Raw genomic sequence first — 14,927 nt, 5'->3', positions numbered from 1 at the left:
AGCCAGTTTGAGCGGCAGCTAAAACTGACGTTGCCGGCCTACGCTATTTCTTTTTGAAATAAAAAACCTGTTTATCGGATTCTTTTATCAAAAGAATAATTTGATGCCCGGTCTGGTCGGAATAAACGCCAAAATCCAGATGTGCGGCTGGATCGGTTGCAATCACCTTGACTACTTCGCCGCTGGACATGCTCATCAAGGCTTTTTTCAGGCGCAACAAGGGCAATGGACAGTTCAATCCGCTGGCATCTAGTTCCAGATTAAATTCGATCATGGTTTTAAGTTTTCTCAACTAAGTTCGGTGCGCTTATAATACCATCCTCTTTTAAATCCACGAATCATCACACACAATGGATTATTTCCCGATATTTTTAAAACTTAAAGACCAGGCTTGCCTGGTTGTCGGCGCAGGCGAAATCGCCGCCCGAAAAATTGAATTATTGGCGCGAGCCGGTGCAAAAATCACGGTCATCGCCAGGGAGATAAGTCCTACGGTATCGAGCTTGCAGGCGTCTCATAACTTGACGCTGCTGCAACAATCTTTCTCCCCTGTCGATCTTGGCAACTTCAGGCTGGTGGTTTCGGCAACGGATAACGAAGAGACCAATCGACTGGTTGCAAAAACGGCAACTGAACAAAACATCCCGGTTAATGTAGTCGATAACCCCGAGCTTTGCAGCTTCATATTTCCGGCCATTATCGACCGCTCGCCGATTATTGCAGCGGTATCCTCCGGCGGCGCTACACCCGTATTGGCCCGCTTGCTGAGGGCTAAAATAGAAACGGTGATTCCTCCCGCCTACGGCCGCCTGGCCGGTCTGGCTGATAAGTTCAGGGATAAAGTCAAGCAGCATATCAAGCGGCCGGCACAACGCCGGATTTTCTGGGAAAACGTATTGCAGGGTTCTGTCGCCGAACTGATCTTCTCCGGCAAAGAACAGGAAGCCGAACAGCAATTGGAGCAAACCCTGCTTAAGCAAGAACAAGGCGCTAACCTCGGCGAAGTCTACCTGATTGGCGCAGGCCCCGGCGCACCGGACTTATTGACTTTCCGCGCACTGCGATTGATGCAGCAGGCCGATGTGATCGTTTACGACCGGCTGGTTTCGCCGGAAATTCTCGATTTGGCGCGCCGGGATGCAGAAAAGATTTATGTCGGCAAACAGCGCCAATATCATGCATTGCCGCAGGAATCCATCAATACTCTGTTGGCTGATCTGGCTAAAGCGGGAAAGCGGGTGGTGCGCTTAAAAGGCGGCGACCCGTTCATATTCGGCCGCGGCGGTGAAGAAATTGAAACCTTGATGCAGCAAGGCATTAATTTTCAGGTAGTCCCCGGCATCACTGCGGCTTCCGGATGTGCAACCTACGCCGGCATCCCGCTAACCCATCGGGACCATGCGCAATCCTGCACTTTCGTCACCGGACACCTAAAGAATAATTCCATCAACTTAAACTGGACGCAACTTGCGGCGCCCAATCAAACCATCGTCATCTATATGGGCTTGGTCGGCCTGGAAAAAATCTGCCAGTCCCTGATTGAACACGGAAGCTCCAAAGATTTACCTGTCGCCATTGTGCAACAAGGCACTACATCCAACCAGCGGGTGATTACCGGCACCTTGGAAACATTGCCGGGCAAGGTTGCCGGTCAGGACATCAAGCCGCCCACTCTGATTATTATCGGCACGGTCGTAACGCTGCATGACAAACTAAGCTGGTTTCAGGCCGGCTAAACGGTTAAGCTGTCATTCATAAGCGCTGCTGATACTATTACTCGGAAAAATAAACAAAACAATTGAATTTTCCGGCTAAATTCCCTATCCTTTACGGGTTTAACTTTTAATCGGACTGTTTTTTCTTCAAAAATAACAGTTCTTTTTACTACCAAGAGAGGTCATTATGAAAAAATCATTAGCTACATTGGCAGGCATCGCTTTAATCACTTTAAGTGGACAAGTATTTGCCGACGAAGCCAGCGACATCGGCAAGAAAATTTATGAGCGCGCTTTCGGTCGCGGTTGCGGCACTTGCCACGACATCGCTTCAAACCCACAGTTAACTACTTTAATTAAAGGCGGCCAACTGGACAGAGCAAAATTCGAAAACGTTCTGAAAGAAGGTAAAGGCGGCATGCCGAAAGCTATCGCTGAAATCATGAAAAACCCAGCCGTTGTTAAAGCCGGATACGGCGAAGATCAAGCTGTTGACGCTTTGTACAAATATCTGGGCGGCAACTAAAACCTGGATCGGCGAACACAAAAAAGCCGCCCCAGTCAGAGATCGGGGCGGCTTTTTTTATTCAAAAAACGGTATTGTTAAACGCGCGACCCGAAAACTAATCCTTACCCAAATAGCTTGTTTTGACTTCTTTATAAGGCAATCGGTTACGATTTTTAATCCAGATGCCCGCAACTGCCGCCAGCATCAACCCGCAAGAAGCAAGCGTCACATAGATCAGGCGTTTTAATTGGGACATTTCCTGCATTAACTGCTCATTAGAAATAGCCGTATTTACTTTCTTGGCAGGCTCTGCGGAATACGTGCGAAGCACTTTAAGATCGTTTTTCAAGTCTTCTATCGTACCTATCGAACTGGAAACGGACCCCACCCGGAGACTTTCTTCCAATGCGTTTAATTTACTTTCGATTGAACCGCTGACCAGACCGACAAGCTGACCTTTCAGTGCGTTAACTTCCGCAGATACCACCGGATTCATCTCAGCCGCATAAGTCTCGGTGGCAGTGGCGTTTCTATAGCTATTAATAAAACTCTGGCTTGGGAACAATAAAAAACCGGCTATCAAAATGACAACCATCAAGGAACAGATTATCGTCAGCAACAATCTGTTAACTTTCATTAATGCGTGATGCGAAGGTATTATTTGCAGAACGGCCGGAGCGTTGCCGTGCAACGCCTCCACGACTGAATTTGTCTTATCTGTATCGCTCATTAATTAACTTCCCCTCGAACCAGGAACCTACGGCGACCAACCATCCTGACCGAACAATTATTATTTTTCATAACAAACCATGTCGGTAGTAGTGCTACCTAACTCGCGATTATACAAGTTTAATGCTCAAGTCCTGCATATTATTTAAGTGTATGCCGCATATAAATCCGGCAAGACAGGTTTGATAAGGCAGCATAAAGTTTCTAACCCTATGCTGCCTATAGCATTACTTTAATCGCTTGGCGGCGGCTATTCTCATTCTCAGCGCATTTAACTTGATAAAACCCTCGGCATCTTTTTGATTATACGCGCCGGCATCATCTTCAAATGTTGCGATGCTTTCGTCAAACAGGCTGTCGCTATCGGAAGCGCGTCCGACGACGATCACATTGCCTTTATAAAGCTTGAGCCTGACTTTGCCGTTAACATTCGCCTGGGATGCATCGATCATGGTTTGCATCATCTTGCGCTCGGGACTCCACCAGTAGCCGTTATAGACTAAAGAAGCATAGCGCGGCATCAGCTCATCCTTTAAATGCGCCACTTCCCTATCCAGCGTTAACGATTCAATCGCACGATGCGCCTTGAGCATCACCGTACCGGCCGGTGTTTCATAACAGCCGCGCGATTTCATGCCGACATAGCGGTTTTCAACGATATCCAAGCGGCCGATACCGTTTGCGCCGGCAACCTTGTTTAACTGCTCCATCACTGTCGCGGGAGAGCAAGGCACGTCGTCAATGGCGACAATATCGCCCTGATGGTAAGTCAATTCAATGTAAGTTGCTTGATCGGGTGCGGATTCGGGGGAAACCGTCCAGCGCCACATATCTTCCTCAGGTTCCGCCCAAGGGTCTTCCAGAACCCGGCCTTCATACGAAATATGCAGTAAATTGGCGTCCATCGAATAAGGCGAGGTTTTACCTTTTTTCATTTCCACCGGAATCTTGTGTTTCTCGGCATAATCCAGCAAGGTTTGACGGGAAGTTAAGTCCCATTCCCGCCAGGGTGCAATAATCTTTATATCGGGACGCAATGCGTAGGCGCCCAGCTCAAAGCGCACCTGATCGTTACCTTTGCCGGTTGCGCCGTGGGAAATGGCGTCCGCGCCGGTTTCATTGGCGATGTCGATCAGACGCTTGGCGATTAAAGGACGCGCAATCGAAGTGCCCAGCAAATATTCGCCTTCGTAAATCGTATTGGCGCGGAACATCGGGAACACATAATCACGCGCAAAATCCTCGCGCAAGTCTTCGATGTAAATATCCTTAATGCCCATTGCCTGGGCTTTGGCCCGCGCAGGTTCGACTTCTTCGCCCTGCCCCAAATCGGCCGTAAAGGTGACAACTTCACAATCATAAACATCCTGTAACCACTTAAGAATAACGGAAGTATCCAAACCGCCTGAATAAGCCAATACAACTTTATTGATTTCCGACATAGCGCCTATACCCTGAATTGAAAATGTTGGAAATTATACCGGAAAATACAAATTCCGACAGCAACGTACACGCCGGAAGTCATCAGTGTTAGCGGATACCGGGATCAATAATAACTGTCTGCTTATTAATAAAGTACAGACTTTCAAGCTATTGCGCCCGCAGCAGTTCGACAAACACCTCTGCCGTCACCGGTTTACTTTTTAGATAGCCTTGCAGGCTTTACCCTGTAAGAACGCCAATTGTTCGCCCGTCTCCAAGCCTTCCGGCCAAAACCTCAAAACCTAAGAAGCCGCTTAAAAACCTCAATGATCAGCTAATCTGCAATATTTCTGGCCTAGGAGGGTTGGCACGAATTTAACCGATGAGCAATGGCGGTTATAGCGGCGTTTTAGTCGAATGGGCAAAAAACATGTTCAACTGGAACCTTACGATTGTTAAACGGACTGACGCCATGCGAGGTAAATTTGTCGCGTTACCTCGCCGATGAGTGGTTGAACGCTATTTTGCCCGGCTTGGGCCTTTCCAAGGATTATGAACGCCTAACCGACGACCGAGGTATTTATCAAAATTATCGAGGCACACCGCCTTTTACGCGGCATTTGTTAGGTTTTTAAACAGCTTCTTGGATTTGGTGCGGGCGGGCCGATGTTTTAGCACCTGCTTACCTTAGATAACTGCGTTCGATTCTAACTGAAATACTTAGCTTCCTCCAGCATGGATAATTCGTCCATGGAATTAATGTTATTGAATATTTCCGGCTCTCCACTGAAATCCACCCGCACCAAACTTTGCTGAGCCAGCCAAACCGCGACCTTACGTTGACCATTGGCCAAGTAATCTTGCAAACTGGTTTGCAATGTAGTTTTTATCGCTAAAAAAACCGGATGCAGCCTTATGCCGTCAAAAGCGACCGCAACATCGGCATTGCTTTCCGCACGGATTAATAACAACTTCCGTAAATGTTCGGTTTTAATTAACGGCGAGTCGCAAGGCATGACCAGCAAAACATCGGCATCGGCATGCATCATTGCGCTTAATACGCCGGCCAAGGGGCCGTCAAAACTGTCGGTTTGGTCGCTGATAACCGGCCATCCGAACTGACGGTATTGGTCGATATTCCGGTTGGCGCTGATGAAAACAGCGTCCACAACAGGGGCCAGCGCGGCTATCGCATAACTGACCATCGGCCGGCCTTTAAAATCCACCAGGCCTTTGTCCCGATTATCCATGCGCCGCGCACGGCCGCCCGCAAGAATCACGCCCGCTACTTTTGTTTGACTGTTCATAATGGTAAGCTTTGAATACCGTAGATAATGGTCAACTTGTTCAACCGACAGACTATTCTCGCAAGCCTGCTGTTTATTGCAAGCTACGCATACTTTTTCACTTTCTGACTTATGGGAATAAAAGATCATCAATGAAAATTAAATACCTATCATCTATTTTCAGCCTCGCTTTAATTGCCGTTATTTCAGGCTGCGCCACGGAACCGGAAAAACCCGTTGAACAAGCCGAGCCCGCGCCGTTTGTCAGCGACTACCCTACCCGCGACCGCGTTGAGTATGTTTTGAACTGCGTTGCTCAACACGGCGGCCTGACCTACATCACCCAATACGCCTGCGGCTGCAAGATCGACAAAATTGCCGAGAAACTGAATTTCGCTGAATTCGAGGCCGCGAAAACCTTTACTTATTTAACCAAAGGCCAAACAGGCGATGCCGCTGCGGCGCTGCGCGATCCGGCTCAATCCAAGGACTTGAGAAAACGGCTCAAAGATGCGGAACAATATGCCGAGAAAAGCTGTTTTGTGAAATAGGAAAGCCACGAAAAAAGCGGCCTAAGCCGCTTTTTCATTTTTTACCCCCTAAGTTGATGCATAGAGCGGCGCTCTGGCTTGCCTATCCAAAGGTAGATCCATTCCAGCCCCATAAGTTAGCAGGACAATTGCTGAACTCAATATAAACACGCTCCGCTGGAAGCTGTAAACGGCTTGCCAACAATTGGCTGATAGCCGCCGAAAGCGACTGCGCCTGCTGGGTGCTTAGACCGATACTCTTACATTCGACATAAGCCAATGGTTCATTACTGCCCCCAAACAGCATGTCTTTACCACCGCTTAGCTCAACCATAACATAACGCTCCGGCTTGCCGGTTTCTTTTGCCAGCAGTTGCGAAAATTGGCTCATGAGTTCTGGAGACTGTTTTTTATCGATTGCAATATTGGTTGTTAGTTTTAAATAGGGCATAAAATCCTCTCTTACTTTCTAAATGGCCGGGGCTAATAATAGGCTAAAAACTGTTTTATGAAACAGAAAGGTAGCCCAATTTTGAACGCGCTATCTTGTCAATATAAGCATATGCATGAACAGTCTGTTGCTTGATAATAGACAAATCATTTTAAATCGCTACATTTAAAAAATATCTATTATAAATAGAGACATAACCAATACTCTTTAAAACACTTACATTATTTATCCGATTTATAGCATTTTTACACTCAAAATATCTTGTGCTATGCTACCCGGCACACTTAAATACGCAACAGTCAGGGATAGCCGTTGTTTTAACCAGGATGGACCGCCATATTGAGATGATCATGACAGAATCAGGCACCATGCAATCAATCGTGCAAGAAATAATCGCCACACTCAAAGACAAGCCCGGCGCACTTTTACCTATTCTACATGGCGTACAAAATGCTTTGGGCTATGTCCCGGCAGAAAGCGTCCCGGACATCGCAGCAGCGCTTAACCTTTCCCGCGCCGAAGTACACGGCGTCATCAGCTTCTACCACTATTTCAGAGACACGCCGCCGGGCAAACAAACCATTTATCTTTGCCGCGCGGAATCCTGTCAAGCGATGGGCGGAAGACAACTGGAGGAGCATGCTAAAAGCAAACTGGGCATTGATTTTCATGAAACGACCGCAGACGGTAAATTCTCCCTGGAGCCTGTGTACTGTCTAGGTAATTGCGCCTGTTCACCGGCCATGCAAATCGGCAAGGACATATACGGCCGTGTGACAGCTGACAGCTTTGATGCTGCCATCAACAATATAGAGGCATCGGCATGAGCATCACTATTTACGTTCCGTGCGATTCCAGCGCCGCATCAATGGGCGCAGACCGCGTTGCTATCGCCATCGCTGAAGAAGCCGCAAAACGCGGCATCGATATTAAACTGATCCGCAACGGCTCAAGAGGCATGTATTGGCTGGAGCCGCTGGTTGAAGTGGCGACCGATAAAGGCCGCGTGGCCTACGGCCCTGTTCAGCTCGGAGACGTCCCCGGCTTGTTCGACGCAAGCTTCACACAAGGCGGCGCGCACGCGCTAAATTTAGGCCTGACCGAAGAGCTGGATTACTTCAAGAAACAGCAACGCTTGACCTTTGCCCGCATCGGTAAAACCGATCCCATCAGCTTGACTGACTATGTTGCAAATGACGGTTATCGCGGTTTAAAAAATGCATTAACCATGACTCAGGCGGACATCGTCAAAGCGGTAACCGATTCAGGTTTACGCGGCCGCGGCGGCGCTGCATTTCCAACCGGTATTAAATGGAATACGGTGCTGAACACGGCATCGCTGCAAAAATACATTATCTGCAATGCCGATGAAGGCGACTCCGGCACATTTTCCGACCGCATGGTCATGGAAGGCGATCCTTTCGTGTTAATCGAAGGCATGACGATTGCGGGTTTAGCAGTCGACGCTACCCAAGGCTACATTTATCTGCGCATAGAATATCCTCACGCTTTCGAGATACTCAATGCCGCGATTGCAACGGCTTACAAGGAAGGTTACCTGGGCGAAAACATCCAAGGCAGCGGCAAGACCTTTAACCTGGAAGTACGGCAAGGAGCAGGCGCTTATGTCTGTGGCGAAGAAACCTCATTAATGGAAAGCCTTGAAGGCAAACGCGGTCTGGTACGTTTTAAACCGCCCTTGCCCGCCATCAGCGGCCTGTTCGGCCAACCGACCATCGTCAACAACGTTATATCGCTGGCTTCAGTACCGATTATCCTGGACAAAGGCGGCGATTATTACCGCGATTTCGGCATGGGACGTTCGCGCGGCACCTTGCCGATACAATTGGCAGGCAACATCAAGCGCCCTGGCCTGGTCGAACTGGGCTTTGGCTTGACCTTGCGCGAATTACTTTATGATTTCGGCGGCGGCTCGGCTTCCGGCAGGCCGATTAAAGCCGTCCAGGTAGGCGGCCCGCTCGGCGCTTATCTGCCCGAAGCGCAATTCGACACGCCGTTGGATTACGAAGCCTTTGCCGCGAACTGGACGGTACTGGGACATGGCGGCATTGTCGTTTTCGATGACACGGTCAATATGGCTGAAATGGCTCGCTACAGCATGGAATTTTGCAAAATCGAATCCTGCGGCAAATGCACGCCTTGCCGCATCGGCTCCACCCGTGGCGTAGAAGTCATGGACGACATTATTAACGGTCGCAACCTCGACAAAAACATCCCTTTGTTACGTGATCTTTGCGACACCTTACTCAACGGCTCCCTCTGTGCATTAGGCGGTATGACGCCCTACCCCGTACTGAGCGCTTTAAATCATTTCCCCGAAGATTTCGGGATAAATGCCAAAGCTACAGCCGCCTGATAATGATTAGAGGATATTACAATGTCGATCAATAAAGAAAAAGATTTTGGTACACCGGCCCGCGCCAGCGACAACATGGTTACGCTGGAAATTGATGGTTTTCAGGTAACGGCGCCGGTAGGGACGTCGGTTATGCGTGCGGCGGCAAGCATCGGCATTGAAATCCCCAAATTATGCGCAACCGACAGCATAGAGCCGTTCGGTTCGTGCCGGCTTTGCGTGGTACAAATAGAAGGCGGCCGCGGCATGCCTGCTTCATGCACGACGCCGGTTTCGGAAGGCTTGAAAGTTGTCACCCAGAATAAAAAACTGGCCGATGTGCGTCGCGGCATCATGGAACTGTATATCTCCGATCACCCGCTGGACTGCTTGACCTGCTCAGCCAATGGCGATTGCGAACTGCAAGACATGGCGGGCGCCGTTGGCCTGCGCGAAGTGCGTTACAACCCGGTTGAAACACACCTGAACGCCGTAAAAGATCAAAGCAACCCCTACTTCAGCTTCGATCCCAGCAAATGTATCGTTTGCTCGCGCTGCGTCAGGGCTTGCGAAGAAACCCAAGGCACGTTTGCGTTAACCATCGACGGCCGCGGCTTCGATTCCAAGGTTTCGCCGGGACAAAATGAAGCCTTTATGGATTCGGAATGCGTCTCCTGCGGCGCGTGCGTCCAAGCCTGCCCGACCGCGACGCTGATGGAAAAAACCGTGATCGACAACGGCCAACCTGAACATGCGATCGTGACAACCTGCGCCTATTGCGGCGTCGGCTGTTCATTCAGGGCCGAAATGAAAGGCGAGCAGGTCATCCGCATGGTGCCCGCTAAAGACGGCAAGGCCAATCACGGCCACTCCTGCGTGAAAGGGCGCTTTGCGTTCGGTTATGCCACGCACAAAGACCGCATCACCAAGCCGATGATCCGCGCCAGCATTAACGATGCCTGGAAAGAAGTCAGCTGGGAAGAAGCCATTGCTTACGCAGCGTCCGAATTAAAACGCATTCAAGCCAAGTACGGCAAAGACTCTATCGGCGGGCTGACCTCGTCGCGCTGCACTAACGAGGAAACTTATTTAGTGCAAAAATTGATCCGCGCCGGTTTCGGCAACAACAACGTGGACACTTGCGCCCGGGTTTGCCATTCGCCAACGGGTTACGGGCTGAAACAAACCTTTGGCGAATCGTCAGGAACACAGGATTTCGACTCGATCATGAAAGCGGATGTGATTGTGGTCATGGGAGTCAATCCAACGGACGGCCATCCAGTATTTGGTTCGATGATGAAAAAACGCCTGCGTCAAGGCGCAAAACTGATTGTCATTGATCCGCGCGAGATTGATTTAGTCAAAACCCCGCACGTCAAAGCCGACTACCATTTGAAATTGCGCCCCGGCACCAACGTTGCGTTGGTCAATGCATTGGCGCATGTCATCGTCACTGAAAACTTAGTGGATGAAGCATTTGTCAACGCACGTTGCGACGTTGCCGCATTCAATAAATGGCGGACTTTTATCGCCGATGCGCGTCATGCGCCCGAGGCAACCGAATCGATTACCGGTGTGCCGGCCGCAGAAATCAGGGCCGCCGCGCGTTTATACGCCACCGCTGATAATAGCGCATTCCACTATGGTTTGGGCGTCACCGAGCACAGCCAAGGCTCAACCACCGTTATCGGTATCGCCAACTTAGCGATGGCGACCGGAAACTTGGGACGCGAAGGAGTGGGCGTCAATCCATTGCGCGGACAAAATAACGTCCAAGGCTCGTGCGATATGGGCTCGTTCCCGCATGAACTCCCAGGCTATCGCCATGTTTCCGACCCTGCAACCCATGCCTTATTTTCCGAAGCCTGGCAAACGGAGTTAAGCACCAATCCGGGCTTGCGCATTCCCAATATGTTCGAAGCCGCGCTGGACGGCAGCTTTATGGGGCTGTATTGTGAAGGCGAGGACATTGCCCAATCCGACCCGGACATCAAGCATGTTCATGCCGCACTGCGGGCGATGGAATGCGTGATCGTTCAGGATATTTTCCTGAATGAAACCGCAAAATTTGCCCATGTGTTTTTACCCGGAGCAAGTTTCCTGGAAAAAACCGGTACGTTTACCAATGCGGAACGGCGTATTTCTCCGGTAAGGCAAGTGATGCGGCCTTTAGCGGGTTATGCGGATTGGGAAGTGACGCAATTGTTGTCCAATGCATTGGGCTATCCGATGAATTACAGCCATCCGTCGGAAATCATGGATGAAATTGCGCGTTTAACCCCGAGTTTCAATGGCGTCAGTTACGAAAAAATTGACGAGCTGGGCAGTATCCAATGGCCTTGCAATGAGGAAGCGCCGGAAGGCACGCCGGTTATGCACACCGATCATTTCTTGCGCGATAACGGCAAAGGCTTGTTCATGTTGACCGAATATGTGCCGACTATCGAGAAAGTCACGCCGATGTTCCCGCTGATTTTGACCACCGGACGGATTTTGTCGCAATACAACGTCGGCGCACAAACCCGCCGCACTGACAACGTGGCTTGGCATTCTGAAGATCGTCTGGAAATTCATTCACATGATGCCGAAGATCGCGGCATTGTGACCGGCGATTGGGTCGGCATCAAAAGCCGTGCCGGTGAAACGGTATTGCGTGCTTCGGTAACTGACCGCGTGCAACCCGGCGTAGTTTATACGACGTTCCATTTCCCGGAATCCGGCGCCAACGTAATTACCACTGACAATTCGGACTGGGCGACTAACTGCCCCGAATATAAAGTCACAGCGGTGCAAATTACTAAAGTGCATCAACCGTCGGAATGGCAAAAAAGCTATCGCGATTTCACCGAGCAACAATTGGAATTGCTGGAATCAGGACAACAGCATGCCTAATGCTGAAGCGAGTCCAGACTTAGGTTTGGACTTCGTAGCGGAATTAGGTTGGGCAAATTATCAGCAAAGGCTGGTGCAGCGTTGGCAGGGAAGCCAACATAGTCAGGAACAGGATTATGTCGCGGAAGAAGTGCCGGTTGTGCTGGTTTATAACGGCATTTCTCATGTGGTGATGCTAGCCACCCCGACCAATTTGGAAGATTTTGCCTTAGGGTTTAGCATGACCGAGGGCATTATCCAAAATCCTAAAGAATTTTTATCGGCGCGGGTTTATCAGCGCGCCAACGGTATTGAGGTCAGCATCAAAATTCCGCCGGAGCGGTTTCAGTGTTTATCCGATAAAGGGCGCAACTTGACCGGACGCACCGGTTGCGGTTTATGCGGCGCAAGCACCTTGAAACAGGCGATTCGCCAGCCTGCACCTGTACACAGCACCGTTAGCGTCAGCGCCGCACAATTAACTGCCGCTTTAGGCGATTTGCAGCATAAACAATCCTTAAATCAATTAACCGGCGCGATTCATGCCGCCGCTTGGGTTGAACCGGAACGCGGTATTGTCGATTTACGCGAAGATGTAGGCCGCCATAACGCACTGGACAAACTGCTGGGCTTGTTATGCCGCACCGGTCGGGATGTCAACGCCGGTTTCATTATCGTAACCAGCCGCGCCAGTTATGAAATGGTACAAAAAACCGCCTTTCTGGGCATAGGCTTATTAGTGGCCATTTCCGCGCCGACCGGATTAGCGATTCGTCTTGCCGAACAAGCCGGAGTGACGTTGGTTGGTTTTGCCCGCCACGACAAACATGTTATTTATACCCATCCACAACGTTTAACACATTAAAAACTATGCACATCGAAAGACTTATTAGAATGGCTAATGACATTAGCAATTTCTTTGCCGCCGAACCCGATCATCAAGTTGCGGTTGAAGGCGTTAAGAATCACATCTTACGGAACTGGGAACCCCGCATGCGGAAGGCTTTGCTGGAATATGCACAAGCCGATGGCTCAGAATTAAGCGCATTGGCGCGCGACGCGGCGAATCACCTGCAAACAGGAACAAAGTAATTCTAAGCCGCTGTTTGAAAAGTCATCGGAAATTACAAATTTCTAAAAAACGGTTTATTTTGAAGTTCAAAATGAATAGGGGCATGATCCAAACAAACGAGAAAACAGTTTAGGGCTTATAGGTAGCCGCGTCGTTGCCGGCCTATTACAGCCCCATATCCCCGACAGCTATGGACGGCGTGCGCAAATAAACCGCTCTTCCCAATAACGGTTTTTAAGGCTGGATACCAGCACTTTTCCAGTGCGCTGACTGGGTGCATGAATAAAATTATCGTTATTGACATAAATGCCGACATGGGAAAACGGCTTGCCGTCGGTATTAAAGAAGACCAGATCGCCGGAATGAAGATCCTCTTTCGGAACCTGATTCAGCGACTGGGCCATTCCCTGAACCGTGCGCGGCAACGATATGCCCTGATGCTCGTAGACATGCTTAACAAATCCGCTACAATCGAAACCCTCCGAAGGTGAACTCTTACCGTAATGGTAAGGCGTACCCTGCAAGCTCAGCGCATAACTGACCATCGGTGAATAATCCGCAGTAGGTTTGGTTTCTGGAGTGCCGGCGCAGCCGGAAAATAAAACCGCCGCGATCAGTAAAACACCTCGGGTAAAAAAACAGTGATAGTTGGTAGTGGCGGATGCGTTCACAAATTCATAACCCGTTCGAGACTGAGTAAAAACTCCATATAAAAACAGCAATTCTCCTTTTGGAGTTTTGACAACAAAGGAAAAATTCGTATCCTTCGTATCTGCCGCATTTTTTTGCAGTCAATACCGGCTGACATGAAATCTACTGCTACTAAAGATAGACCATTACCCGCCAAATGGCTACGCGGCCGAGACCGACATCATCTTTTTGTTGAATCGCCAAGACTCATAACAGCACAAACATCCCCGCACCAAGCGCTGCATACGATAGAATAGTCATCTTTCACTTTAGCCATAGAGACAGCTTTCATGAAATTTAATGCCTTGTTCTTTATCAGTCTATGCCTGCTTGCCTCATCCGGCAGTTATGCGGCGGAAAAAACAGTCATCCGTCTTGGCGTTCAGGCTTCCGGCACGGTCGATTGGGAGGTTGCGGCTATACAGGATAATCCCCAAACTGATTTTCAACTGGAAATACAGCGCGTCGCCAATGCTGAAGCCGGCAAAATCGCGCTGCAATCCGGCGCTGTCGATATGATTGTGTCTGACTGGATTTGGGTTTCCAGCCTGCGCGCCACCGGCTCCGATTTTACTTTTTATCCCTATTCGGATACCTCGGGCGCCTTGGTTGTAGCCGAAAACAGCCCTATCCATTCCATAAAAGATCTCAACGGCAAACGATTGGGGATTGCCGGAGGCGAGCTGGACAAAAACTGGCTGTTGCTACAAGCCTTGGCCAAACAAAAACAGCTGGACCTGAATGCCTCGGTGGAAAAAGTCTTCGGTGCGCCGCCGCTGATCAGCGAGCAAATCAAGCAAAACCGCGTCGATGCCGCCCTCACCTACTGGCATTTTGCGGCCAAGCTTGAGGCTCAAGGCTATCGCCAGATAATTGACGGCAGAGACATCTTAAAAGGTTTAGGCATTCAAGAGAATGTTCCCAGCCTCGGCTATGTTTTCAAAGAAAGTTGGGCAATGAGCCGCAAACAAGCGATTAACAGTTTCTTCAAGGCCGGCAAGCAAGCTAAAAACCAGCTGTGCACCTCCGATGCCGCCTGGCAAAAAATAATCCCGTTAACCAAGACGGATGACTTACCCACCCAAACCAAACTTCGTCAGCGTTATTGTGAGGGCAACATTGAGCACTGGGGACAAGAACAACAACAAGCGGCGGGGCGCATTTATACGATGCTCCACACCTTAAGCAATAAACAGTTAACAGGCCATTCCGATACCCTGCAACCCGGAACATTCTGGTCGGCTGAATAAACTATTCAACTGCCGCCTTTGGCATCTGTATGCTATTTTTCTAACTG

The 14,927-nt window shown here is 49.6% G+C and carries 15 protein-coding genes; 9 read left to right on the top strand and 6 right to left on the bottom strand.

Annotated elements, in window-relative coordinates; all coding sequences use genetic code 11:
• Positions 1–43 precede the first annotated feature (43 nt).
• Entirely contained in the window at positions 44–274 is a 231-nt protein-coding gene (locus V3O24_RS11760) for a sulfurtransferase TusA family protein (protein ID WP_104423687.1), read from the bottom strand.
• A gap of 76 nt (positions 275–350) precedes the next feature.
• Between V3O24_RS11760 and cysG the strand changes: the two genes are divergently transcribed.
• Both cysG and V3O24_RS11750 read left to right on the top strand, forming a co-directional pair.
• Entirely contained in the window at positions 351–1,736 is a 1,386-nt protein-coding gene (gene cysG, locus V3O24_RS11755; protein WP_331307357.1) for a siroheme synthase CysG, read from the top strand.
• A 166-nt stretch (positions 1,737–1,902) separates the two neighbouring features.
• Entirely contained in the window at positions 1,903–2,241 is a 339-nt protein-coding gene (locus V3O24_RS11750) for a cytochrome c (RefSeq protein WP_104423689.1), read from the top strand.
• A 97-nt stretch (positions 2,242–2,338) separates the two neighbouring features.
• On the opposite strand, the gene V3O24_RS11745 is transcribed toward V3O24_RS11750, so the two are convergent.
• From V3O24_RS11745 to mobA, 3 genes are all read right to left on the bottom strand, one after another.
• Positions 2,339–2,953 (bottom strand): hypothetical protein, encoded by a 615-nt coding sequence (locus V3O24_RS11745; protein ID WP_331307356.1) that lies wholly within the window; start codon positions 2,951–2,953, stop codon positions 2,339–2,341.
• Positions 2,954–3,179: 226 nt separating this feature from the next.
• Entirely contained in the window at positions 3,180–4,394 is a 1,215-nt protein-coding gene (locus V3O24_RS11740) for an argininosuccinate synthase (protein ID WP_331307355.1), read from the bottom strand.
• Between the two features lie 687 nt (positions 4,395–5,081).
• Positions 5,082–5,681: a molybdenum cofactor guanylyltransferase MobA gene (mobA, locus tag V3O24_RS11735; protein ID WP_331307354.1), complete on the bottom strand. Its 600-nt coding sequence runs from the start codon at positions 5,679–5,681 to the stop codon at positions 5,082–5,084.
• Positions 5,682–5,812: 131 nt separating this feature from the next.
• Between mobA and V3O24_RS11730 the strand changes: the two genes are divergently transcribed.
• Entirely contained in the window at positions 5,813–6,211 is a 399-nt protein-coding gene (locus V3O24_RS11730; RefSeq protein ID WP_331307353.1) for a hypothetical protein, read from the top strand.
• A gap of 82 nt (positions 6,212–6,293) precedes the next feature.
• On the opposite strand, the gene V3O24_RS11725 is transcribed toward V3O24_RS11730, so the two are convergent.
• Positions 6,294–6,641 carry a phenylpyruvate tautomerase MIF-related protein gene (locus tag V3O24_RS11725; RefSeq protein ID WP_331307352.1) on the bottom strand — a complete coding sequence of 116 codons (348 nt, stop codon included), beginning with the start codon at positions 6,639–6,641 and terminating at the stop codon, positions 6,294–6,296.
• Between the two features lie 350 nt (positions 6,642–6,991).
• On the opposite strand from V3O24_RS11725, the gene V3O24_RS11720 reads away from it, so the two are divergent.
• Genes V3O24_RS11720 through V3O24_RS11700 form a run of 5 tightly spaced genes read left to right on the top strand, consistent with a single transcriptional unit; the run spans position 6,992 to position 12,960 of the window.
• Positions 6,992–7,468, top strand: coding sequence for a formate dehydrogenase subunit gamma (locus V3O24_RS11720; protein ID WP_104423748.1), 477 nt, complete (start codon positions 6,992–6,994; stop codon positions 7,466–7,468).
• On the top strand, positions 7,465–9,018 hold the full coding sequence (locus V3O24_RS11715; protein ID WP_331307351.1) for an NADH-quinone oxidoreductase subunit NuoF: 1,554 nt from the start codon (positions 7,465–7,467) through the stop codon (positions 9,016–9,018). Before V3O24_RS11720 ends, V3O24_RS11715 begins: the two co-directional genes overlap by 4 nt.
• Before the next feature lie 21 nt (positions 9,019–9,039).
• On the top strand, positions 9,040–11,889 hold the full coding sequence (gene fdhF, locus V3O24_RS11710; RefSeq protein WP_104423696.1) for a formate dehydrogenase subunit alpha: 2,850 nt from the start codon (positions 9,040–9,042) through the stop codon (positions 11,887–11,889).
• Positions 11,882–12,733 (top strand): formate dehydrogenase accessory sulfurtransferase FdhD, encoded by an 852-nt coding sequence (gene fdhD / locus V3O24_RS11705; RefSeq protein ID WP_104423697.1) that lies wholly within the window; start codon positions 11,882–11,884, stop codon positions 12,731–12,733. The genes fdhF and fdhD overlap by 8 nt, the downstream gene beginning before the upstream one ends.
• A 29-nt stretch (positions 12,734–12,762) precedes the next feature.
• A complete protein-coding gene (locus V3O24_RS11700; RefSeq protein ID WP_308472013.1) occupies positions 12,763–12,960 on the top strand; it encodes a formate dehydrogenase subunit delta in 198 nt (65 codons plus the stop codon).
• Between the two features lie 168 nt (positions 12,961–13,128).
• Here the strand turns inward: V3O24_RS11700 and V3O24_RS11695 are convergent, their stop codons facing one another.
• The gene (locus V3O24_RS11695; RefSeq protein ID WP_331307350.1) at positions 13,129–13,611 is read right to left on the bottom strand and encodes a C40 family peptidase; all 483 of its coding nucleotides are present in this window, start codon (positions 13,609–13,611) and stop codon (positions 13,129–13,131) included.
• Between the two features lie 309 nt (positions 13,612–13,920).
• Here V3O24_RS11695 and V3O24_RS11690 point away from each other — a divergent pair, with 309 nt between their 5' ends.
• On the top strand, positions 13,921–14,880 hold the full coding sequence (locus V3O24_RS11690) for an ABC transporter substrate-binding protein (RefSeq protein WP_331307349.1): 960 nt from the start codon (positions 13,921–13,923) through the stop codon (positions 14,878–14,880).
• Positions 14,881–14,927 lie beyond the last annotated feature (47 nt).

The sequence above is a fragment of the Methylobacter sp. Wu8 genome (assembly GCF_036440755.1).
In the GTDB taxonomy this organism is placed as follows: Bacteria; Pseudomonadota; Gammaproteobacteria; order Methylococcales; family Methylomonadaceae; genus Methylobacter_A; species Methylobacter_A tundripaludum_A.
The sequence above is the reverse complement of the archived record's forward strand: the minus strand, read 5'-3'. Positions and strand labels throughout refer to the sequence as shown.

Coding starts and splice junctions, on each gene's coding strand:
- V3O24_RS11760 (WP_104423687.1), bottom strand. CDS start 274: ATGATCGAATTTAATCTGGAACTAGATGCCAGCGGATTGAACTGTCCA.
- cysG (WP_331307357.1), top strand. CDS start 351: ATGGATTATTTCCCGATATTTTTAAAACTTAAAGACCAGGCTTGCCTG.
- V3O24_RS11750 (WP_104423689.1), top strand. CDS start 1,903: ATGAAAAAATCATTAGCTACATTGGCAGGCATCGCTTTAATCACTTTA.
- V3O24_RS11745 (WP_331307356.1), bottom strand. CDS start 2,953: ATGAGCGATACAGATAAGACAAATTCAGTCGTGGAGGCGTTGCACGGC.
- V3O24_RS11740 (WP_331307355.1), bottom strand. CDS start 4,394: ATGTCGGAAATCAATAAAGTTGTATTGGCTTATTCAGGCGGTTTGGAT.
- mobA (WP_331307354.1), bottom strand. CDS start 5,681: ATGAACAGTCAAACAAAAGTAGCGGGCGTGATTCTTGCGGGCGGCCGT.
- V3O24_RS11730 (WP_331307353.1), top strand. CDS start 5,813: ATGAAAATTAAATACCTATCATCTATTTTCAGCCTCGCTTTAATTGCC.
- V3O24_RS11725 (WP_331307352.1), bottom strand. CDS start 6,641: ATGCCCTATTTAAAACTAACAACCAATATTGCAATCGATAAAAAACAG.
- V3O24_RS11720 (WP_104423748.1), top strand. CDS start 6,992: ATGACAGAATCAGGCACCATGCAATCAATCGTGCAAGAAATAATCGCC.
- V3O24_RS11715 (WP_331307351.1), top strand. CDS start 7,465: ATGAGCATCACTATTTACGTTCCGTGCGATTCCAGCGCCGCATCAATG.
- fdhF (WP_104423696.1), top strand. CDS start 9,040: ATGTCGATCAATAAAGAAAAAGATTTTGGTACACCGGCCCGCGCCAGC.
- fdhD (WP_104423697.1), top strand. CDS start 11,882: ATGCCTAATGCTGAAGCGAGTCCAGACTTAGGTTTGGACTTCGTAGCG.
- V3O24_RS11700 (WP_308472013.1), top strand. CDS start 12,763: ATGGCTAATGACATTAGCAATTTCTTTGCCGCCGAACCCGATCATCAA.
- V3O24_RS11690 (WP_331307349.1), top strand. CDS start 13,921: ATGAAATTTAATGCCTTGTTCTTTATCAGTCTATGCCTGCTTGCCTCA.